At 73.3% G+C, this 19,655-nt stretch carries 20 protein-coding genes and 7 tRNA genes; 12 read left to right on the plus strand and 15 right to left on the minus strand.

Annotation, left to right across the window (positions count from 1 at the left end; translation table 11 throughout):
* Positions 1-53 precede the first annotated feature (53 nt).
* Positions 54-2,270 carry an elongation factor G-like protein EF-G2 gene (locus tag ACWERV_RS12025; protein WP_452931792.1) on the plus strand — a complete coding sequence of 739 codons (2,217 nt, stop codon included), beginning with the start codon at positions 54-56 and terminating at the stop codon, positions 2,268-2,270.
* Between the two features lie 190 nt (positions 2,271-2,460).
* Complete coding sequence (locus ACWERV_RS12030; protein WP_452931795.1) at positions 2,461-4,110, plus strand: hypothetical protein; 1,650 nt, start codon at positions 2,461-2,463, stop codon at positions 4,108-4,110.
* 18 nt (positions 4,111-4,128) lie between these two features.
* Here ACWERV_RS12030 and ACWERV_RS12035 read toward each other — a convergent pair whose 3' ends face one another.
* Complete coding sequence (locus ACWERV_RS12035) at positions 4,129-4,686, minus strand: HIT family protein (protein WP_452931796.1); 558 nt, start codon at positions 4,684-4,686, stop codon at positions 4,129-4,131.
* 66 nt (positions 4,687-4,752) lie between these two features.
* Here ACWERV_RS12035 and ACWERV_RS12040 point away from each other — a divergent pair, with 66 nt between their 5' ends.
* Entirely contained in the window at positions 4,753-5,412 is a 660-nt protein-coding gene (locus tag ACWERV_RS12040; protein ID WP_452931799.1) for a potassium channel family protein, read from the plus strand.
* A 26-nt stretch (positions 5,413-5,438) separates the two neighbouring features.
* Here the strand turns inward: ACWERV_RS12040 and thrS are convergent, their stop codons facing one another.
* The 5 genes from thrS to ACWERV_RS12065 form a co-directional block, all read right to left on the minus strand.
* The gene (gene thrS, locus ACWERV_RS12045; protein ID WP_452931801.1) at positions 5,439-7,421 is read right to left on the minus strand and encodes a threonine--tRNA ligase; all 1,983 of its coding nucleotides are present in this window, start codon (positions 7,419-7,421) and stop codon (positions 5,439-5,441) included.
* 116 nt (positions 7,422-7,537) lie between these two features.
* Entirely contained in the window at positions 7,538-7,783 is a 246-nt protein-coding gene (locus tag ACWERV_RS12050) for a hypothetical protein (protein ID WP_398180405.1), read from the minus strand.
* The gene (locus ACWERV_RS12055; RefSeq protein ID WP_398180408.1) at positions 7,767-8,072 is read right to left on the minus strand and encodes a DUF6400 family protein; all 306 of its coding nucleotides are present in this window, start codon (positions 8,070-8,072) and stop codon (positions 7,767-7,769) included. Before ACWERV_RS12055 ends, ACWERV_RS12050 begins: the two co-directional genes overlap by 17 nt.
* Positions 8,073-8,141: 69 nt before the next feature.
* Positions 8,142-9,392 carry a PP2C family protein-serine/threonine phosphatase gene (locus ACWERV_RS12060; protein ID WP_452931804.1) on the minus strand — a complete coding sequence of 417 codons (1,251 nt, stop codon included), beginning with the start codon at positions 9,390-9,392 and terminating at the stop codon, positions 8,142-8,144.
* The gene (locus ACWERV_RS12065; RefSeq protein ID WP_452931846.1) at positions 9,389-10,957 is read right to left on the minus strand and encodes a sensor histidine kinase; all 1,569 of its coding nucleotides are present in this window, start codon (positions 10,955-10,957) and stop codon (positions 9,389-9,391) included. Before ACWERV_RS12065 ends, ACWERV_RS12060 begins: the two co-directional genes overlap by 4 nt.
* A 273-nt stretch (positions 10,958-11,230) precedes the next feature.
* On the opposite strand from ACWERV_RS12065, the gene ACWERV_RS12070 reads away from it, so the two are divergent.
* Positions 11,231-11,671: a response regulator gene (locus ACWERV_RS12070; RefSeq protein WP_452931807.1), complete on the plus strand. Its 441-nt coding sequence runs from the start codon at positions 11,231-11,233 to the stop codon at positions 11,669-11,671.
* Positions 11,672-11,749: 78 nt separating this feature from the next.
* Here ACWERV_RS12070 and ACWERV_RS12075 read toward each other — a convergent pair.
* The 4 genes from ACWERV_RS12075 to ACWERV_RS12090 all read right to left on the minus strand — a co-directional run bounded on the left by ACWERV_RS12075 (position 11,750) and on the right by ACWERV_RS12090 (position 12,949).
* Positions 11,750-11,821 (minus strand) — tRNA-Val (locus tag ACWERV_RS12075).
* Positions 11,822-11,859: 38 nt separating this feature from the next.
* Positions 11,860-12,321, minus strand: coding sequence for an SRPBCC family protein (locus tag ACWERV_RS12080; RefSeq protein WP_398180420.1), 462 nt, complete (start codon positions 12,319-12,321; stop codon positions 11,860-11,862).
* A 90-nt stretch (positions 12,322-12,411) separates the two neighbouring features.
* Positions 12,412-12,483: transfer RNA gene (locus tag ACWERV_RS12085), tRNA-Val, on the minus strand.
* Between the two features lie 52 nt (positions 12,484-12,535).
* The gene (locus tag ACWERV_RS12090; protein ID WP_452931809.1) at positions 12,536-12,949 is read right to left on the minus strand and encodes a TIGR02611 family protein; all 414 of its coding nucleotides are present in this window, start codon (positions 12,947-12,949) and stop codon (positions 12,536-12,538) included.
* Between the two features lie 191 nt (positions 12,950-13,140).
* Here ACWERV_RS12090 and ACWERV_RS12095 point away from each other — a divergent pair, with 191 nt between their 5' ends.
* Together ACWERV_RS12095 and ACWERV_RS12100 are read left to right on the plus strand one after the other, a co-directional pair.
* Positions 13,141-13,554: an SsgA family sporulation/cell division regulator gene (locus tag ACWERV_RS12095; protein ID WP_003959770.1), complete on the plus strand. Its 414-nt coding sequence runs from the start codon at positions 13,141-13,143 to the stop codon at positions 13,552-13,554.
* Positions 13,555-13,756: 202 nt separating this feature from the next.
* Positions 13,757-14,332 carry a CGNR zinc finger domain-containing protein gene (locus ACWERV_RS12100; protein ID WP_452931812.1) on the plus strand — a complete coding sequence of 192 codons (576 nt, stop codon included), beginning with the start codon at positions 13,757-13,759 and terminating at the stop codon, positions 14,330-14,332.
* Positions 14,333-14,346: 14 nt separating this feature from the next.
* Here ACWERV_RS12100 and ACWERV_RS12105 read toward each other — a convergent pair whose 3' ends face one another.
* Together ACWERV_RS12105 and ACWERV_RS12110 are read right to left on the minus strand one after the other, a co-directional pair.
* Positions 14,347-14,682 (minus strand): hypothetical protein, encoded by a 336-nt coding sequence (locus tag ACWERV_RS12105; protein ID WP_452931849.1) that lies wholly within the window; start codon positions 14,680-14,682, stop codon positions 14,347-14,349.
* 139 nt (positions 14,683-14,821) lie between these two features.
* Positions 14,822-15,286 carry a hypothetical protein gene (locus ACWERV_RS12110; protein ID WP_452931814.1) on the minus strand — a complete coding sequence of 155 codons (465 nt, stop codon included), beginning with the start codon at positions 15,284-15,286 and terminating at the stop codon, positions 14,822-14,824.
* 123 nt (positions 15,287-15,409) lie between these two features.
* On the opposite strand from ACWERV_RS12110, the gene ACWERV_RS12115 reads away from it, so the two are divergent.
* On the plus strand, positions 15,410-15,925 hold the full coding sequence (locus ACWERV_RS12115) for a DsbA family protein (protein WP_452931817.1): 516 nt from the start codon (positions 15,410-15,412) through the stop codon (positions 15,923-15,925).
* A 27-nt stretch (positions 15,926-15,952) separates the two neighbouring features.
* On the opposite strand, the gene ACWERV_RS12120 is transcribed toward ACWERV_RS12115, so the two are convergent.
* The 3 genes from ACWERV_RS12120 to ACWERV_RS12130 all read right to left on the minus strand — a co-directional run bounded on the left by ACWERV_RS12120 (position 15,953) and on the right by ACWERV_RS12130 (position 18,840).
* Entirely contained in the window at positions 15,953-16,756 is an 804-nt protein-coding gene (locus tag ACWERV_RS12120; RefSeq protein WP_452931819.1) for a GNAT family N-acetyltransferase, read from the minus strand.
* A 117-nt stretch (positions 16,757-16,873) separates the two neighbouring features.
* Positions 16,874-17,695 (minus strand): aminotransferase class IV, encoded by an 822-nt coding sequence (locus ACWERV_RS12125; protein WP_398180442.1) that lies wholly within the window; start codon positions 17,693-17,695, stop codon positions 16,874-16,876.
* On the minus strand, positions 17,692-18,840 hold the full coding sequence (locus tag ACWERV_RS12130) for a chorismate-binding protein (protein WP_452931822.1): 1,149 nt from the start codon (positions 18,838-18,840) through the stop codon (positions 17,692-17,694). The genes ACWERV_RS12125 and ACWERV_RS12130 overlap by 4 nt, the downstream gene beginning before the upstream one ends.
* Before the next feature lie 290 nt (positions 18,841-19,130).
* Between ACWERV_RS12130 and ACWERV_RS12135 the strand changes: the two genes are divergently transcribed.
* From ACWERV_RS12135 to ACWERV_RS12155, 5 genes are all read left to right on the plus strand, one after another.
* Positions 19,131-19,203, plus strand: a tRNA-Gly gene (locus tag ACWERV_RS12135).
* A gap of 34 nt (positions 19,204-19,237) precedes the next feature.
* Positions 19,238-19,311 (plus strand) — tRNA-Cys (locus tag ACWERV_RS12140).
* A 1-nt stretch (position 19,312) separates the two neighbouring features.
* Positions 19,313-19,384 (plus strand) — tRNA-Val (locus ACWERV_RS12145).
* A gap of 34 nt (positions 19,385-19,418) precedes the next feature.
* Positions 19,419-19,490, plus strand: a tRNA-Val gene (locus ACWERV_RS12150).
* 37 nt (positions 19,491-19,527) lie between these two features.
* Positions 19,528-19,602 (plus strand) — tRNA-Val (locus ACWERV_RS12155).
* Positions 19,603-19,655 lie beyond the last annotated feature (53 nt).

The following is a 19,655-nucleotide window of genomic DNA, read 5'->3' on the forward strand; positions in this document are numbered from 1 at the left end:
CCCCGTGGCGAGGGCGCGGACCCCACGCGGGCAAGGCCGGGAGGCGAGTGCACATGGGTGCAGCCGACAGGAACGGACAGCCAGGGGCCGCCGGAAGGGCACCGGCGGCCGACCGCCCCGAGCAGGTGCGCAACGTGGTGCTGGTCGGCCACAGCGGAGCGGGCAAGACGACACTGGTGGAGGCGCTGGCGCTGACCACCGGCGCGGTGAACCGGGCGGGCCGGGTGGAGGACGGCGGCTCGGTCTCCGACCACGACGAGATCGAGCAGCGGCAGGGGCGCTCGGTGCAGCTGTCGCTGGTGCCGGTCGCATGGGACGGCGTCAAGGTCAACGTGCTCGACACCCCCGGGTACGCCGACTTCGTCGGGGAGCTGCGGGCCGGTCTGCGGGCGGCGGACGCGGCCCTCTTCGTCGTCTCGGCGGCGCAGGACGGCGAGGGCGTCGGCGGTGCGACGCGGATGGTGTGGGACGAGTGCGCGGCCGTCGGCATGCCGCGGGCGGTCGTGGTGACGCACCTGGAGTCGGCGCGGGCCGGCTTCGAGGAGACGGCCGCGCAGGTCGCCCGCGAGCTGGGCGGCGACGACCCGGACGCGGTGCTGCCGCTCTACCTCCCCGTGCACGGGGAGCCGGGACCCGACGGGCACGCCCCGGTGACGGGCCTGGCCGGGCTGCTGACCCGGCGGGTGTACGACTACTCCTCCGGCGAGCGGGCCGCGCAGGATCCGCCCGAGGACCTGCTGCCGCTGCTGGCGCGGTCCCGCGACCGGCTGATCGAGGGGATCATCGCCGAGAGCGAGGACGAGACCCTCATGGACCGCTACCTGGGCGGCGAGGACATCGACGTCGGCACCCTGATCGCCGACCTGGAGCGCGCGGTGGCCCGCGGCACCTTCCACCCGGTGCTGGCCGCCGCCCCCGCCGCCGAGGGCGCCCGGCAGGGGCTGGGCACCGTCGAACTGCTGGAGCTGATGACCGGCGGCTTCCCGACGCCGCTGGAGCGCGCGGTGCCGCCGGTCGCCGCGCTGGACGGCGCACGCACCGCCCTGACCTGCGACCCGGACGGGCCGCTGGCCGCCGAGGTGGTCAAGACGTCGTCCGACCCGTACGTGGGGCGGCTCAGCCTGGTGCGGGTCTTCTCCGGGACGCTGCGGCCCGACGACACCGTGCACGTGTCCGGGCACGGCATGGCCGACCGCGGCCACGAGGACCACGACGTGGACGAGCGGGTCGGCGCCCTGACCTCGCCGTTCGGCAAGCACCAGCGCCCGGTGCCGTCCGCCGCGGCCGGCGACCTGGTGTGCGTGGCGAAGCTGGCCCGCGCCGAGACCGGGGACACCCTCTCGGCCAAGGATCGCCCGCTGCTGATGGAGCCGTGGCAGATGCCGGACCCGCTGCTGCCCGTCGCGATCGAGGCGCACAGCAAGGCGGACGAGGACAAGCTCTCGCTGGGCCTGTCCCGGCTGGTCGCCGAGGACCCGACGATGCGGCTGGAGCAGAACCGGGCGACCGGGCAGGTCGTGCTGTGGTGCCTGGGCGAGGCGCATGCCGAGGTGGCCCTGGAGCGGCTGCGCGGCCGGTACGGGGTGCAGGTCGACGCGGTGCCCTACCGGGTGCCGCTGCGGGAGACCTTCGGGCGGCCGGCCGCGGCGCGCGGGCGGCACGTCAAGCAGTCCGGCGGGCACGGGCAGTTCGCGATCTGCGAGATCGAGGTGGAGCCGCTGCCCGCGGGCTCGGGCATCGAGTTCGTGGACAAGGTCGTCGGCGGGGCGGTGCCGCGGCAGTTCGTCCCGTCGGTGGAGAAGGGCGTGCGCGCCCAGGCCGCCCGCGGGGTCGCGATGGGCTTCCCGGTGGTCGACATCCGCGTCACGCTCTCGGACGGGAAGGCGCACTCCGTCGACTCCTCCGACGCCGCCTTCCAGACCGCCGGGGCGCTCGCCCTGCGGGAGGCCGCGGCCGAGTGCCGGATCGATCTGCTGGAGCCGGTCTCCGAGGTCGGGGTGATGGTGCCGGACGCGTACGTCGGCCCGGTGATGAGCGACCTGTCCGCGCGCCGCGGGCGGGTTCTGGGCACCGAGCCCGCGGGACCGGGACGCACCCTGGTGCGGGCCGACGTGCCGGAGATCGAGATCGGCCGCTACGCGGTGGACCTGCGGTCGCTGTCGCACGGCACCGGGCGCTTCAGCCGGCACTACGCCCGGCACGAGCCGATGCCCGCGGCGCTCGCGGCGAAGCTGCGCGAGCAGGAGGGAACCTCCGTCCCGGCCGGCTGACCCCGGCCCGTGACACCGCCAACACCCGGCGTACGCCGGAGCGTTGACGAGGCGTCGGCGGCTTGCGGCCCCACCGCGGGCCGCCGCGCCGGTAATCTGGTGACTGCTCCGAACGTGTGACACGGACTCCGGCGGGGAATGGGCCGGTCGGAGCGGGGTGGTGCGGCGGCATGGCGGACTGGGGGCATCGGTGACGAACGGATTCGACTTCAGCCCCGGGGCTCAGGTCCCGCTCACGGGCACCGACGGCGAGACCGGCGCGACGCAGGCGCTCGCCTCGGCGGCGTACCGGGACTCCAAGATGGAGGCGCTGGTCGAGATCAACGACGCCACCAAGGTCAAGCCCCCGCGGCTGTCGCTCTTCGAGCCCAACCTCGGCGAGGCCTGGTCGCGCGCCGTGCAGACCCGGATGCTCGGCGGGGCCCGCGGCGAACTCGTGCAGTCCTTCGGCGTCGAGCCGCAGACCGTCGTCGAGCACTGCCTGGCCGCCAACCGCATCCGGCAGGAGCGCGACACCCGGCTGACCGTCGTGATGGGCGTGTTCGGCGTGCTCTTCCTGCCCGGCGTGCTGCTGTGGCTCGGCGCCTTCCAGCTGCGCAAGTCGCTCGGCAACGCGAAGGCCGGCGGCAAGAAGTACGGCGTGCTCGGCGGCGCGGTGCTCTTCGTCGCCGTCGCGCTGGCCGTGCTGCTGGCGGTCGTACCACCGTTCTCCGGCTTCTGGCGGCAGTACTTCCGGGTCATGATGATCGTCCCGGTCATCGGCTGGTTCTACGCCAAGCGGATCTGCGAGCGCACCGCGAAGGACCTGCGCGACCGCTGGGGCGGCCTCGTCGCGGGCAGCGGCGTCGGCGCGAAGATCCCCGAGGCGGTGCCGCGCAACCCCAACCAGACCAAGGCCGAGACGCTGCGCCAGTCCCTCGCCAAGCTCTCCGCCGAGCAGCGCAGCAACGTCGTCTTCTACGCCGGTCCCAAGGGGATACTCGGCATGGGCAGCCGCTGGGGCAGCTGGCACATGGCCGAGGAGCTGGTGCCCGCCGAGGGCGTCAAGGACATCAACCCCTTCCGCAGCTGGGACGTGATCCGCGCGATCCACGACCGGCTGCGGATGCTGGAGCGCACCCCGCTGCACACCGGCGGCTTCAGCAAGCCGTCGATACGGCACTGGATCGTCGTCCCGACCGGCGAGGGCGCCTCGAAGATCTCCCGCCCGACCGGCGCGGAGGTCGACGCCTTCACCGTCAAGGACTTCGAGATCCAGCGGATCTGCAACACCCAGCAGTTCGGCAAGGGCAACCGCCACTACCTGGGCATCCAGTTCACCCTGTGGGACGGCAACCTCGTCATCACCCTCATGACGACGGTGACCGTGCTCGCCCACACCCTGCGGGTCGACGTCACCGCGCACGCCCTCGGCCCGGTCAACGGGCTGTTCACCTCGGGCCCTTCGGCCAGGACCAAGACCGTCAGCAAGTCGGTCAAGTTCTGGGAGACCAGGACCGTCAACCTGCCGCTGATCGACTCGACCGAGGTCGTCCGGCTCGCCGCCCGCGCCCCGCTGACCTGGTTCCCGCCGGTCCTGGACCACCTCGGCGGCACCCTCACGCTCCCCGAGCCGTTCGGGCTGCGCCACACATGGGTCGACAAGCCGTGGGGCCACCGCTTCATGGCCGACGACGCGCTGCGCACCGCGACCCCCGTGCTGCGCGCGGTGCACGCCGCCGCGATCCAGGTCATGGCCGAGAACGGCGTGGACACCACGCACTTCAGCAGCCGCTCGTCCTCCCTCAGCGGCGCGGTGCAGAGCGCCGAGCCCAAGAAGGCCGACGCCTACGACGCGTGACGCCGCGCGGCCGGGCCCTCAGCGGGGCCAGGCGTCGGCGAGGAGTTTGCGGGTGTCGGCCAGGAGTTGCGGGAGCACCTTCGTGTGGCCGACGACCGGCATGAAGTTCACATCGCCGCCCCACCGCGGCACCACGTGCTGGTGCAGATGGGCGGCGATGCCCGCGCCCGCCACGGCGCCCTGGTTCATGCCGATGTTGAAGCCGTGCGCGCCCGAGGCGCCGCGCAGCGCCGTCATCGCCCGCTTGGTCAGCTCCGCCAGCTCCAGCGTCTCCGCCGCGTCCAGCTCGGTGTAGTCGGCGACATGCCGGTAGGGCACCACCATCAGGTGCCCGCTGTTGTACGGGTAGAGGTTGAGCACCACGTACACGTGCTCGCCGCGCTTGATGACCAGCCCGTCCTCGTCCGACTCGGCCGGGATCGCGCAGAACGGACATCCGTCGCCGGCGCCGGGACCGGTGGGCTTGTTCTCCCCCTGGATGTACGCCATGCGGTGCGGGGTCCACAGCCGCTGGAACGCGTCCGGTACCCCCGCCCCGTGCCTGTGCTCCGGCTCACTCGTCATGCCGCTCAGCATAGGACTTCCCCGGCGGGGCGCGTGTCGCCGGGCCCGGCCCCGGGCCCGTACCGCGATCCTGTCCCGATGGAGGACCACGACCGGCTGGAGCGCTGGCAGAACCGCAGCGAGACCCCGCTCTTCCTGCTGTCGACGCTCTACCTCGCCGCCTACGCCGTGCACGTGCTCGACACCGGGCTGCCGCGGGCCGCGCACACCGCGCTGCTCGCCGTCATCGGCACGACCTGGGCGGGCTTCCTCGCCGACTACGTGGTGCGGGTCCGGCTCAGCGGCCGGCGCTTCGGCCCGCGCTACGTCGCGCACCACCTGCTGGACACCGTCGTGCTGCTGCTGCCGCTGCTGCGCCCGCTGCGGGCGGTGCAGATCTACCAGGTGATGCAGCGCCGCAACGCGCAGCCGCGGCTCAGCCTGTACGGCCGCGTCATCGCGTACGCGGGCATCTCGACGCTGCTCATGGGCTTCGCGGGCGCGCTCGCCGTCTACCAGCAGGAGCGGGGCGCGCCGGGCGCCACCATCCGCACCTTCGGGGACGCGGTGTGGTGGGTGTGCGAGACGCTCACGACGGTCGGCTACGGCGACGTCACGCCGGTCACGGTGGGCGGCCGGACCATCGCGGCCTTCCTGATGGCGATGGGCCTGGCCCTGCTGGGCGCGGTGACCGGCTCCTTCTCCTCCTGGCTCTTCCAGGTCTTCGCCCGCGAGGGCGAGCTGCCCCCGGACCGCTGAGCGGCGGCACCGGGGGCAGCGGGCGCTCACACCTGGACGCGGCGCTCCACGACGTCCACCAGCTTGGCCAGCGCCTGGTCCCGCGGGATGCCGTTCTCCTGCGAACCGTCGCGGTAGCGGAAGGACACCGTGCCGTTCGTCATGTCCTCGTCGCCGACGATGATCATGAACGGGACCTTCAGCTTCTGGTGCGTGCGGATCTTCTTCTGCATCCGGTCCGAGGACGCGTCCACCTCGACCCGCAGCCCCTTGCGCTTCGCCTCGCCCGCGAACTCCTCCAGGTAGGACACATGCGCGTCGCCCACCGGGATGCCGACCGCCTGGACGGGCGCGAGCCACGCCGGGAAGGCGCCCGCGTAGTGCTCCAGCAGCACCGCGAAGAAGCGCTCGATCGAGCCGAACAGCGCCCGGTGGATCATGACGGGGCGCTGCCGCGAGCCGTCGGGGGCGGTGTACTGGAGATCGAAGCGCTCGGGCAGGTTGAAGTCCAGCTGCACGGTGGACATCTGCCAGCTGCGGCCGATCGCGTCCTTCGTCTGGACGGAGATCTTCGGGCCGTAGAAGGCGGCACCGCCCGGGTCGGGCACGAGCGGCAGGCCCTGCTTCTCGGCGACCTGGCGCAGCGTCTCGGTGGCCTCCTCCCACACCTCGTCGGAGCCGACGTACTTCTCCGGGTCCTTGGTGGACAGCTCCAGGTAGAAGTCGGTGAGGCCGTAGTCGCGCAGCAGGTTGAGGACGAAGGTGAGGGTCTTGTCGAGTTCCTCGGCCATCTGCTCCTTGGTGCAGTAGATGTGCGCGTCGTCCTGCGTGAAGCCGCGGGCCCGGGTCAGGCCGTGCACGACGCCCGACTTCTCGTAGCGGTAGACCGTGCCGAACTCGAACAGCCGCAGCGGCAGTTCGCGGTAGGAGCGGCCGCGCGCGTCGAAGATCAGGTTGTGCATCGGGCAGTTCATGGGCTTGAGGTAGTAGTCCGTGCCCTCGTCGAGCTGCATGGGCGGGTACATGCCGTCGGCGTACCAGTCCAGGTGGCCCGACGTCTCGAACAGCGTGCCCTTGGTGGCGTGCGGGGTGTAGACGAACTCGTAGCCCTCCTCCTCGTGCCGGCGGCGCGAGTAGTCCTCCATGACCCGGCGGACGATGCCGCCCTTGGGGTGGAAGACCGCGAGGCCCGAGCCGATCTGCTCGGGGATGGAGAAGAGGTCCAGCTCGCTGCCGAGCTTGCGGTGGTCGCGCTTGGCGGCCTCCTCCAGGAACTCCAGGTACGCCTTCAGCTCGTCCTTGGTCGGCCAGGCGGTGCCGTAGATGCGCTGGAGCATCGGGTTCTTCTCGCTGCCGCGCCAGTACGCCGCAGCGTTGCGCATGAGCTTGAAGGCCGGGATGAGGCGGGTGCTCGGCAGATGCGGGCCGCGGCACAGGTCCTTCCAGCACAGCTCGCCGGTCTTGGCGTCGAGGTTGTCGTAGATGGTCAGCTCGCCGCCGCCCACCTCGACGTCCGCGCCGTCCTCGCTGCCGGCCGAGGAGCCCTTGAGGCCGATGAGCTCCAGCTTGTACGGCTCGGCGGCCAGCTCCGCGCGGGCCTCGTCCTCGGTGACGACGCGGCGGGAGAAGCGCTGGCCGCGCTTCTGGATCTCCTGCATCTTCCTCTCGACGGCCTTGAGGTCGTCGGGCTGGAAGGGCTTGTCGACGTCGAAGTCGTAGTAGAAGCCGTCCTTGATGGGCGGGCCGATACCGAGCTTGGCCTCGGGGAACAGCTCCTGCACGGCCTGCGCCATGACGTGCGCGGTCGAGTGCCGCAGGATGTTGAGGCCGTCGTCGCTGGTGATCTCGACCGGCTCGACGGTCTCGCCGTCGGCCAGGACGTACGTCAGGTCACGCAGCTCGCCGCCGACCCGGGCCGCGACGACGGACCGCTCGCCCTCGAAGAGCCCGGCGGCCGTCGTGCCCGTCGTGACCGTCCGCTCTTCCGGTTCGGCGGAATCGCGTCTGATGATCACACGGAGGTCTGACACCGGTCTGCTCCTGACTGAGGTCTACGGACCGCGGCGGAGGTCGCCGCACGCCTGAATCGTACCGAGCCGGGAGGTCCCCCCGCGCAGGCCGTCCACAGGTGCCCGCGGGGCCGCCTTCAGGGGCAGGGGGAGCCGCCGCCGGGGCCCGCGGCGCCCGGCCGGGTGTTCAGCGACCACACATGCGTGCAGCGCGGGCACTGGAGGTGGACGACGGGGCCGCGGTTGGACAGCAGGTAGCGCCAGTGCTCCCCGCAGGTGCGGCGGCCGGCGCAGGCCGCGCAGTCACGCGCGTCGTCGCAGCCGGGGCAGGCCACCCAGGCCCGCCGGGCGGGGTCGGCCTGGGGGTCAATGGGCAGCCGCACGGCCCGGCCCCTCCCCCGGCCCGTCCTGCGGTCCGGGCCCGCGGCCCGGCAGGACCCCGGCCGCGACCAGTTCGTCGTGGACGCGCTGCTGCTCGGCGTCCAGCCCGGAGTAGAGCAGCGCGTACGCCTCGGCCTCGCCGCGCAGCACCTCGACCGGGTCCCAGTCCGGGCCCAGCGCGGCGACGACCTCGGCACGCCGCCGGACCTCGTCGCGCGTCAGGTCGAGGCTGAAGGGCACGAGGTCGGGGCGGTCCGGATTGCGGGGATCGCGGGCATCGGCGGCGTTCATGGCAGGACTTCCGATCTGGGGGGACCCTTCCATCCTTACCAGCCGTTCCGCCCCGAGGGAAGGGTCCCCTTACCTGCCGTGACCGACCTCATGTCCGTTCTGCGGCGCCCTGGGCTCCGGCAGCCTGCCGGTGGCCACCCAGGTGAGCAGCAGGACGGCGACGTCGTCGAGGTGCCGCCCGCCGTCCAGGGCGCGGGTGGCGGCCGTGAGGTGGTCAAGGAGGGCCTGGCCGTACGGTTCGGGCGCGGCGGCGATGACGGTGATGAGGCCCTCGGTGCCGAGCCGCTCCGGGCCGCTGCCCGCGTGCCCCTCGGTGAGCCCGTCGGTGTACAGCAGCAGGGCCCCGGCGGGGGGCAGCACGACCTGTGAGGTGCGCCAGTCCTGGGTGCCGGGCAGGAAGCCGAGCGCGATACCGGGCCGGGCCGCGATCTGGGCCGCCTGGCCCTTCTCGACCAGCAGCGGTGCCTCGTGCCCGGCGAGGGTGACGTCGGCGTGGCCGGCCGCCGGGTCCAGCCGCAGCGTCGCGACGGTGGCGAACATGGCCGGGTCGGTGCGCTCGGCGACCAGGATCCGTTCCAGCAGCGCGAGCAGCGCGGCGTCCCGGTAGCCGCCGAGGACCAGCGTGCGCCACGCGATCCGCAGGCACACCCCCATCGCGGCCTCGTCGGGCCCGTGGCCGCTGACGTCGCCGATGACGGCGTGCACGACGCCGTCGGCGGTCTCCACGACGTCGAGGAAATCCCCGGCCAGCAGGGCGCCCTCGCGTCCGGGCAGGTAGCGGGACGCCGGGACGACCCGGGGTTCGGGCGGCAGCATCGGGACGGGCAGCAGGCCGCGTTCCAGCCGCTGGTTCTCCTGCGCGCGCTGCTGGTTGGCGCGCAGCTGCGCCGCGGTGTGCTCGACCTGTTTGCGGTGCACGGCGTAGCGGATCGCCCGGTCCAGCAGCTCGCCGGTGACGGAGCCTTTGACCAGGTAGTCCTGCGCGCCGGAGGCCACCGCGTCGGCGCCCGCGGTGTCCTCGGCCAGGCCGGTCAGCACGATGACGGCCGCGACGCCGCAGGCCTCCTGCACCCGGCGCACGGCGCCGACGCCCTGCGCGTCGGGCAGGTGCAGGTCGAGCAGGACGCAGTCGGGCGCCTGCCGGGTGGCCAGCGCGATGCCCTCGTGCAGACTCTGCACCCACGTCAGGTCGACGTCGAGGGTGGTGTCGGCGAGGTACTCCTCGACGAGCAGCGCGTCGCCCGGGTCGTCCTCGACGAGCAGAACGCGCAGCCTGGGGTGGGCCGGCGCGTCCGCCGGCCCGGTTGCCGCAAGGTTCACCGATGGTTCTCCTGCGTCGCGGCGGCCGCCGCGGCGGGGGACGGCCCGGAGAGCGTGAAGGCGATACGCGTCCCGGGGGTGTGGACGGGGTCGACGGCGATGGTCCCGCCGTGGAATTCGACGATCTTCTTGCACAGGGCCAGGCCGATCCCGTTGCCCGGGTAGGTCTCGCGGGTGTGCAGCCGCTGGAAGATGACGAAGACCTGCTCGGCGAACTCCGGGCTGATGCCGATGCCGTTGTCGCTGACGGCGAAGTGCCACAGGCCGTCGTCGTCGGCGTGGGCGCTGAGCCGGATCCGCGGCGGTCGGTCGGGGCTGCGGAACTTGACCGCGTTGGACAGCAGGTTCTGCAGCAGCATGCCCAGCTGGGTGGCGTCGCCGGTGACCGTGGGCAGCGGGTCGTGCTCCAGTTCGGCGCCCGCCTCCTCGACCACGACGCTCAGCGCGTCGGCGGTGCGGGTGAAGAGCTGCTCCAGGTCCACTTCGGAGGTCTCGGCGTTCAGCCGCCCGACGCGGGAGAAGGCGAGCAGGTCGTTGATGAGGGTCTGCATGCGGTTGGCGCCGTCCACGGCGAAGCCGATGTACTGCCCGGCGCGTTCGTCGAGCCGGTCGGCGTAGCGGCGCTGGAGCAGCTGGCAGAAGCTGGCGACCTTGCGCAGCGGTTCCTGGAGGTCGTGCGAGGCGACGTAGGCGAACTGCTCCAGCTCGGCGTTGGAGCGGCGCAGTTCGGTGGCCTGCTCGTCCAGTTGCAGCCGGTTGGCGTCGGTGCGGGCGAGCTCGCGGACCAGCCGGACCCGCATCGACTCCACACCGGCGGCCATCTGCCGCAGGTCGGCCGGTCCGGTCGGGGTGACGGGGTGGTCGAACATGCCGTCGGCGACCAGCCGTACGTCGCCGGACAGCCGCTCCAGCGGGCGCGTCACACCGCGGCGCAGCCCGACGAAGACGGCGGTGGTCAGGCCGACGATGAGCGCGCCGATCGCGGCGAAGAGGACGTCGCGTTCGGTGGTGGCCGAGTGCAGCTGGGCGCGGGAGTCCTCGCGGGCGTGCTGGATGGTCTGCTGGAGCCGGCCTGCGGCGTCGCGTACGGCGTCGAACTCGCTCTTGCCCTCGTCGGCGCGCTCGGAGGCCAGGGCGACCGGGGCGCCGGGCGGGGCGGTGGCGACGGGCTCGGCGATGCGCCCCTGCCAGACAGCGGCCCGCTGCTCCAGCGTGTCGAGGTCGCGGACGACGTCGGCGTGGTCGCCCATGACCGTCCGCAGCCGGGTGGCGAAGGTGCGCTGGTCGCTGACACCGGTGCGGTAGGGGTCGAGGAAGCCGGTCTGGCCGGTGAGGCCGTAGCCGCGGACGCCGGTCTCCTGGTCGGTCAGGGCGGTCTCCAGCCGGACGGCGGCGACGAAGGCGGAGTCGGCGGCCAGCACGCGGTCGGTCAGTGTCGCGGAACGGGCCAGCAGCAGGCCGCCCGCCGTTCCGAGCAGCAGCAGGACGGCGAGGGCGGACGCGACGCCGACGGTGAGCCACCGCCGGGTCGTCCAGCGCCCGGCCCCGTCCGGGCCGGCCTCCACGGGCTGCGGCTGCCGCGGTGCCTCCTGCGGCCCGGCGGACTGCTGCGGTATCCGGATGTCCACCCTGCTCCTCACGACCGGCCGGTGCTGATTGCCGCGTGACACGCGAACTGCGGGCCCGGTCGCGGACGGCGCCATCGTACCCGTAACGGCCGCCGGGAACAGGCCCCGGCCGCTGTCTCGCGGAGGCTCGATTGTCCACGCCGCCGGGGCTGCATATCCTGCGGGTGACCGTACGGGCGCCCCGCCGTCCACAACGTCAGGAGCACCGCAGTGAACTCCCTCGTCCCGCACCCCGCTTACCGCGTGCTCCTCGTCGAGGACGATCCCGCCGACGCACTCCTCGTGGAGGAGGCACTCACCGGCAGGGGGATCGACCGGGACATCACCCGGGCCGACGACGGCATCGAAGCGCTCGACCACCTCCGCGACCCGGCCAACCCGCGCCCGGACCTGATCGTCCTGGACCTCAACATGCCCCGGATGAACGGCCGCGAGCTGCTCGGCGTCCTCAAGGAGGACGGCGAGCTGCGCAGCATCCCGGTCGTGGTGCTCACCACCTCCGCGACCCCCGCCGACGTGAGCGGGGCCTACGAGCGGCACGCCAACGCGTACGTCACCAAGCCGGTCAACCTCGACGACTTCCTGGAGTCGGTGCGCAGCATCGACCAGTTCTTCCTGGAGACGGCGACCGTCCCGCACCGCGAGGACTGAGCCCGGCCGGGGGGACCCGCCCCCGGGAACGACGAAAGGGCCGCCCGGAAAGGGCGGCCCTGAACGTCTCGGAAAGTGTGGGCGATACTGGGATCGAACCAGTGACCCCTTCGGTGTGAACGAAGTGCTCTCCCGCTGAGCTAATCGCCCGGGACATCGAGAACCTTACAGGTGAACGCGGCGCGCGTTCAAACGACATGGCCGCGCCCGTCCGCCAGCAGGGCGCGCAGTCCGCGCAGGCCCGCGTACATCATCAGCGTGTGGTTGGCCAGGAAGAAGGGCCGCCCGGGGGCGGCGAGAAGGCGCATCAGGGGTTTGCGGACGACGACCTGCTGCTCGAAGAGCAGCCGGGTGCCGGTGCCCTCCGGGGCGGCCGTCCAGCGCACCCAGCCCTCCAAGTCGCCCTCCATCGCGGCTTCGAGGACCCGGGCGCCGGGGTCCTGGCGGGTGGAGCGGGCGGTGACGACGAGGTCGTACGGCAGCAGGGAGCGGAAGCGCAGCACGCCGGTGGTGGCGCCGGTCTGCCGGACCTCGCGGATCTGCGGCCACCACCGCGGGTAGGCGTCCGGGCGTTCCAGGACGCGGTAGACGGTGTCCGGATCGGCGGCCAGCCGCCAGACGCTGCGGAATCGGTAGTGACTCCAGTCCATGGGGCCAGTGTGCGCGCGGGACCGGGCGGCGGGGGCGGAAACGCCGAGGGTCCCGGAGCCTGTGACGGCTCCGGGACCCTCGGTCCGGGGTGGGCGATACTGGGATCGAACCAGTGACCCCTTCGGTGTGAACGAAGTGCTCTCCCGCTGAGCTAATCGCCCCGGCGTGCGGACTACTTTACCGCACCCGCGCGGCCCTCCCGACCAGTCGGCCTCACACCGCCTTCCACGGCATCGTGAACCCGAAGGCGAGCACGTACCAGACCGCCAGCCCGGCGAGCACGAGCACGACCGCCGTGGTGATCAGCAGGTTGCGGCGGCGCACCCGGGGGTCGGCGGCGGCCCTGGCGAAGTCGGCGACCTTGCGGCGCGTCCAGCGCAGCACCTTCTGCGCCCAGACGAACTCGGTCCCCCAGATCGCCATGCCGCCGAAGATGATCAGCCAGCCGGGTCCGGGCAGCGGCAGCAGCACGATGCCGCCGCCGATGACCGCGAGGCCGACGACGAAGATCCCCGCCCGCCACGCCGCGTGCAGCGGCCGTGACCGCTTGACGAACTCCGGCGCACGCGAACCGAGCCGCGAACCATTGGCCACAGCTTCATCGATCTGGTCACTCTCCGCGATCACATATGCCAACGTACCGGACGTCGGGGCATTAGCCGAAACGGCCCTTCCGCCCTTCTCGCCACTAGTCCGGACGAGCTACCAGAAGCCTCACAAACCCCTCAGAGGGGTTTACAACGTCCCCGCAGGTGGCATGTCGATTTCGCCGACGTGCGAATCCCCGAGCGCACACTGAGCGAAAGGCCCTGGCGCTTATGAACACCACGGTCAGCTGCGAGCTGCACCTGCGCCTCGTTGTGTCGAGCGAATCCTCACTGCCCGTACCCGCGGGCTTGCGGTACGACACGGCCGATCCGTATGCCGTGCACGCCACCTTCCACACCGGAGCCGAAGAGACGGTCGAATGGGTCTTCGCCCGCGACCTGCTCGCCGAGGGGCTGCACCGCCCCACCGGCACCGGCGACGTCAGAGTCTGGCCGTCCCGCAGCCACGGTCAGGGCGTCGTCTGCATCGCCCTCAGCTCCCCGGAGGGCGAAGCCCTGCTCGAAGCCCCCGCACGGGCCCTGGAGTCCTTCCTGAAGCGGACGGACGCCGCGGTCCCGCCGGGCACCGAGCATCGCCACTTCGACCTCGACACCGAGCTCTCCCACATCCTCGCGGAGAGCTAGCCGCGGTCACCGACCGTCCGCGGCCGGTCCTACTCGGGGGGACCGCCCGGACACCCAAGGCGGCGCAGGCCCGCGCCGGCCGCCTGACACCGCAGGAACGAGAGCCGCCGCGGTGGGGCCGACACACCCCACGGCGGCGGCTCTCGCACGCTAGAGTCACCGGAACGCAGCCGAACGACGACGCCGGCGCAGGGAGCGTTTCGTGCTGATCAACCATGACACCAGGTGCGCGCTCGACAGCGCGGTGGATCTGCTCAACACCGCACCCGCGAGCGAGGGCCGCGAGCGGCTCGCCGAACTCTCCGACCTGCGGGCCTTCGTCGAACGGCGGGACATCAGCGAGGTCGGACGGCTCGACGGGCAGGACCTCAGCGCGGTCCGGGCGGTCCGCGCCCGCTTCGCCGAGGTCTTCGCCGCCGAGGACGACGCGGCCGCCGCGGGCCTGCTCAACACGCTCATCGCCGCCGCGAGCACCACCCCGCGGCTCACCGACCACGACGGCTACGACTGGCACGTGCACTACTTCGCGCCGGGCGCCTCCCTCGCCGACCACCTCGCGGCCGACTGCGGCATGGCGCTGGCCTTCCTGATCGTCGCCGGCGAGCGGGAGCGGCTGCGCCGCTGCGACGCCCCCGACTGCCGCCGCGCCTTCGTCGACCTCTCCCGCAACCGCTCCCGCCGCTACTGCGACAGCCGGACCTGCGGCAACCGGCTGCACGTCGCCGCGTACCGCGCCCGGCGCCGCGAGTCGGGCGACCCGGCGGAAGCAGCCGTCTAGGACCTGCCCCAGGCTCACAGGAAGATCAGGTCGTACGCGGCGCCCGTGCCCAGCAGGCCGCCGACGACCAGCAGGAACAGCATCAGCGGCGGCTGCGACAGCGCGTACAGGCACCCCTGCGGCTCCACCGCGGGCCCGGCCGGTACGGCGTCCTCGGCGCGCCCCTCCCCCTCGCCCGCCACCGGCTGCGGACGCCCCGCGGGCTCCGCGGCCGCGGGGGCCGGACACGCGACGGTCCGGGTGCGCACGGGTGTGCGCGGAGCGGGGACGGCGAGGACGTCGGGGGCAGCCGGCACGGCACTCTCCGGCCGCCGCTGTGCGGCGACACGGTCGCCGGTGGTGGGCAGCACACGATGATCTTCGCCTAGCCCGCAGGGTGCCGAGGCACCCCCGGCGGACTTCGCCGTGATCTTCAGCACTCCGGGGGGAGCCGTTCGCAGCGCGGTCGAACGGGCCCCGCACCGCGGACGCGGGCGGGGCGGGACGCGGTCAGATGCCGCGGCGCTTGAGGATCTCCTCGACGTCGGCGAACTCCGACAGGCCGCTGTCGGACCCGCGCGAGCGGCGGCCGGACACCGCCGCCGGACGGTTCCCGGCGATCGCCGGAGCCGCCGCACCGCCCCGCACGGACGCCGGGCCGCGCTCCGCCGCACCGCCGCCCTCCGGGAGGCGGGCGGAGATCAGCCGCGTCACCCCGTACAGCAGCGCGGCGACCGCGAGCACACCGAAGCCCATCCACACGGTCGGCTTGAAGACCAGGTCGGCGGCCCAGTGCGCGGTGGCGGTGCCGATCTTGCGGCCCAGCGTCACCAGTCCCGCCATCGCCAGCCCCACCGGCAGCAGCGACACCGCGGCGATCCTGGTCGCCGCCAGGAAGCGGCGCCGGTAGGCGGTCATCACGGCGATGCCCAGTCCACCCGCGGACAGGGCGGCACACAGCGTCGTGGTCAGCATTCGCGGCTCCCGTCGGTCGGTCCCTCCCCATCGTGCCTCGCCGCGGGCGCCAAGGGCCACGGTCGGCGCGGATGTTCAGGGGGATCTCCGGGGCGCCTCCTCCGCGAGTGGGAGACTGGCCCCATGGAACACCCCGGCCCCGCCGCCCCCGCCTCGCCCGTCGTCCTCGAGGTCTGGTGCGAACTCCAGTGCCCCGACTGCCGCACCGCACTCGGCGACATCGCCGCCCTGCGCGAGCGGTACGGCGCCTCCCTCGACATCCAGCTGCGGCACTTCCCGCTGCCCAAGCACCAGCACGCGCTGGCCGCCGCGCAGGCGTACGAGGAGGCCCACGCGCAGGGCCGCGGCTGGGAGTACGCGCACGCGGTGCTCGCCCGCGCGGAGGAACTCGGCACCAAGGGCGAGCCGCTGCTCGTCGAGGTCGCGCGCGAGCTGGGCCTGGACGCGGAAGAGGTCGACACCGCGCTCGTCGACGGACGGCACCTGCTCGTCGTGGACGCGGACGAGGCGGAGGGCCGCGCGATCGGCGTGACCGGCACGCCCACGTACGTCATCGGCGGCGAACGCCTCGACGGCGGCGCCTCCCAGGAGGGCCTGCGCACCCGCATCGAGTCCCTGGCGGACGCACTCCTGTCGTAGGCGTACCGGGGCGAAGGAGGCCCCCGGCTACAGGCCCTTCGAGAAGGAGCGGGACCGTACCTCGTAGCCCAGCGCGGCGTAGAGGTGGAGGCCCACCGCGTTGGTGGTGAAGACGTTCAGGCCGACCTCCCGCACCCCCGCGGAACGGCACGCGGATTCGGCGGCCAGCATCAGGGTGCGGCCGAAGCCGCGGCCGCGGTGCGCGGGGAGGACCTCCACGGCCAGCACCCACGCGGGCAGCGGCTCCGTGCGGAGCCACAGGCGGCCCACCGTGGCGCCGTCCGCGTCGAGGGCGAGGAGGCGGCCGGTGGGAAGCGCGGCGGCGGTCGATGCCGCGGCCTCCTCGGCGGCCCGCCCGGCGGGGACGCCGGTCCGCACGAGCTCGGCGGCGTACCCGTGTTCCAGTTCGGCGAGCCACTCGGCGGCGGATCCGGTGTCCACCTCGTGGAGGCGGCAGCCGGCCGGGAGCGGTGCGGGCGCGGCTCCGGCGGGCAGTTCCCTGGCCAGGGCGCGGTTGGTCTCGGTGTAGCCGAGGGCGTGCGCGATCCGCAGCCCGTGGGCCGCGCCCCGCGGGATCTCGGCGGTCACCCGAGTGCAGCCCCACTGCCGCAGCACCTCTTCCGCGGCGAGCGCGGCGACCGTGCCGCGGCCCCGCCGCCGGTCGGGCTCGGCCACGGTGAGCGCGTCGATACGGCCCGAGCCGCCCGGTGCCTCGGCGGTCAGCCGGAGCCCGCCGACGGGGCGGCCGTTGACGCACACGGTGAAGTCGCGGGAGCGGGCGCCACCGCGCAGGGCGTACTCCTCCCCGGCCGGTCTGAGCGTCGTCGTCATGCGTCCCGCTCCCCCTTCACTCCTCCCCCGCGCGGCACCCGGGCGGGGTGCGGCCGAGTGTACGGCGCGGCCCAAGGCCAGGTGCCTAGAAGGCACTTGGCCATGGGCCGCAGCGCGTCACGGGTTGGGGTGCGCCGCGGCCCGCTCGGCGAAGACCTCCATCGCCTTCGCGGTCACCGGGCCGGGCGCCGCGGGCAGTTCGCGGGCGTCGACGCGGGTGACGGGCTGGATGTCGCGGAGGGAGGAGGTGACGAAGACCTCCTCCGCCTCGCCGAGGGCCTCGTACGGCAGGTCCTCCTCCAGGGCGCCGCACCATTCGACGACGAGTTCGCGGGTGATGCCGGCGAGGCAGCCGGAGGAGAGCGGCGGGGTGAGCAGGCGGCCGTCGAGGACGACGAAGACGTTGGAGCCGGTGCCCTCGCAGAGCCGCCCGGTGGTGTTGGCGAAGATCGCCTCGGTGGCGCCCTGTTCGCGGGCGCGGGCGAGGGCGACGACGTTCTCGCCGTACGAGGTGGTCTTCAGGCCGGTGAGGGCGCCGCGTTCGTTGCGCGTCCAGGGGACGGTGACGACGGCGCCGGCGGCGGGGTGCGCGGGGGCGGGGCTCGCGGCGACGACGAGGGTGGGGCCGGACTCGCCGCGGTCGGAGCCGAGCGGGGAGATGCCGCCGGTGTAGGTGATCCGCAGGCGTGCGTGCGGCAGCGGGTTGGCGGCCAGGACGGCCTCGCAGGCGCGGGCGACCTCGGCGGTGTCCGGTTCGGGCAGGCCGAGGCCGAGCGCGGAGCGGGTCAGCCGCCGCAGGTGCCGGTCCAGCGCGAAGGTGTGCCCGTCGGTGGCCTTGAGCGTCTCGAAGACGCCGTCGCCGACCGTCAGGCCGTGGTCGAGCACCGACACGGTGGCGTCCGCGGTGTCCCGCAGCCCACCGTCCACCCAGATCCTCACCGCTGTGTCCTCCCGCTGACGCTGACGCTGCCGTTCCTGTCGCCGGTGCCGTTCCCGTGCGTGGGTTCGGGACCCGCCGCACCCGACGCTACCGCCAGCAGCCGCCGGGCCTTGAGCTCGGTCTCCTCCCACTCGCCCGCGGCGTCCGATCCCCAGGTGATGCCGGCGCCGGTGCCGAAGCGCAGTTCGGGGCGGTCGGCGGCGTCGCGGGCGACCCAGAAGGTGCGGATGCCGACCGCGAGGGCGGCGGTGCGGCGGTCGGCGTCGACCCAGCCGACCGCGCCGCAGTACGGGCCGCGCAGCGCCGTCTCCAGCTCGTCGATGATGCGCAGGGCGCTGGACTTGGGCGCGCCGGTGACGGAGCCGGGCGGGAAGGCGGCGGCGAGCAGGTCGGGCCAGCCCGCGCCCGGTCGCAGCTCGCCGCGCACGGTCGAGACGAGGTGGGCCAGCCCGGGGTGCGGCTCGACCGCGCACAGCGCGGGGACGGTGACCGAACCGGTGGCGCAGACCCGGCCCAGGTCGTTGCGGACCAGGTCGACGATCATCACGTTCTCCGCCCGGTCCTTGGGCAGGAAGTCGTCCGCGGTGGTCGCGGTGCCCTTGATCGGGCCGGATTCGACGGTGGTGCCGGTGCGGCGCAGGAAGAGTTCGGGCGAGGCGGTGGCGACCTCGACCCCGTGGCCGGGCAGCCGGACGGTCGCCGCGTACGGGGCGGGGTTGCCCAGCTCCAGAACGGCCGCGAGCGCGTCGACGTCGGGGGCCTCGCCGCCGGGGCCGGGCGGCAGCGGGGCGTGCAGGACGCGGCAGAGGTTGACCTGGTAGACGTCGCCGGCGGCGATCCGGGCCCGGATCGCGTGCACGCCCGCCTCGTAGGCGGCGCGGTCCATGGAGGACGTCCAGGCGGCCGGGTCGGGGCCGCGCCAGCGGGCGGCACGGGCGGCGGTCGCGGCCCCGGTGTCCGGGCCGGCGCCGGAGCGCGGGGTGCGGTGCACGTCGGCGAAGCGCGCGCAGACGGTGCGGCCCTCGAAGTCCGCGACGACCGCCCAGAAGCCCGTGGAGTCCAGGGCGGCGGGATCGTCGGTGACATCACGCAGTCCGGTGGCGACGAGCCCGTGGAAACGGGCCAGCGGGACGAGATCGCGCACGGTGCTTCCCCGGGAGGCTGGAGCGGTCGGAACCCGAGTCTAGGGTGAGCGGACCGGTGGCCGCGGGAGGGGCAGGGCGGGCGTCGCGCGGTGGCGCGCACCGCACGCACGCAGGGCTTTCACGCCGCCCGCACAGGGGCCCCGGAGGGCGCGTGCCGGGCGCTCCCGCGGCGCCGGGCGCACCAACTCGCCGTCATTGGCCCGGCACGCTGCGGAAACCGGTTTTTGAGCTGGACCCGGAATCCGCTAGAGTTCAACGCGTCGCCCCGGAGTTGTTGCGGAGCAGACCTGCGGACGTGGCTCAGTTGGTAGAGCATCACCTTGCCAAGGTGAGGGTCGCGAGTTCGAATCTCGTCGTCCGCTCGATGTGGGGGATCCTCCGGGATCCTCCGCTGTTGGTGGAGTGGCCGAGAGGCGAGGCAACGGCCTGCAAAGCCGTCTACACGGGTTCAAATCCCGTCTCCACCTCCAAGGACGATTAGCTCAGCGGGAGAGCGCTTCCCTGACACGGAAGAGGTCACTGGTTCAATCCCAGTATCGTCCACTGGGCCCCACCGGGCCCTGAGCAGCACCTTCCCGCGCGATTAGCTCAGCGGGAGAGCGCTTCCCTGACACGGAAGAGGTCACTGGTTCAATCCCAGTATCGCGCACTCGGTACGGCGCCCCCTGGCGGCGCCCCGCCATCCCGGACGATTAGCTCAGCGGGAGAGCGCTTCCCTGACACGGAAGAGGTCACTGGTTCAATCCCAGTATCGTCCACCAGCACGGCCGAGGGCCCCGCAGCCACAGCATAACGGGCCCACGGCCGGTGCGCC

This window comes from Streptomyces sp. NPDC004031, assembly GCF_053604375.1.

Excerpts from the sequence above, each read along its gene's own strand:
- ACWERV_RS12035 (WP_452931796.1), bottom strand. The coding sequence starts at position 4,686 with ATGCTGAGCGGCATGACGAGTGAGCCGGAGCACAGGCACGGGGCGGGG.
- ACWERV_RS12095 (WP_003959770.1), top strand. The coding sequence starts at position 13,141 with ATGAACACCACGGTCAGCTGCGAGCTGCACCTGCGCCTCGTTGTGTCG.
- ACWERV_RS12040 (WP_452931799.1), top strand. The coding sequence starts at position 4,753 with ATGGAGGACCACGACCGGCTGGAGCGCTGGCAGAACCGCAGCGAGACC.
- ACWERV_RS12080 (WP_398180420.1), bottom strand. The coding sequence starts at position 12,321 with ATGGACTGGAGTCACTACCGATTCCGCAGCGTCTGGCGGCTGGCCGCC.
- ACWERV_RS12110 (WP_452931814.1), bottom strand. The coding sequence starts at position 15,286 with ATGCTGACCACGACGCTGTGTGCCGCCCTGTCCGCGGGTGGACTGGGC.
- ACWERV_RS12115 (WP_452931817.1), top strand. The coding sequence starts at position 15,410 with ATGGAACACCCCGGCCCCGCCGCCCCCGCCTCGCCCGTCGTCCTCGAG.
- ACWERV_RS12120 (WP_452931819.1), bottom strand. The coding sequence starts at position 16,756 with ATGACGACGACGCTCAGACCGGCCGGGGAGGAGTACGCCCTGCGCGGT.
- ACWERV_RS12055 (WP_398180408.1), bottom strand. The coding sequence starts at position 8,072 with ATGAACGCCGCCGATGCCCGCGATCCCCGCAATCCGGACCGCCCCGAC.
- ACWERV_RS12025 (WP_452931792.1), top strand. The coding sequence starts at position 54 with ATGGGTGCAGCCGACAGGAACGGACAGCCAGGGGCCGCCGGAAGGGCA.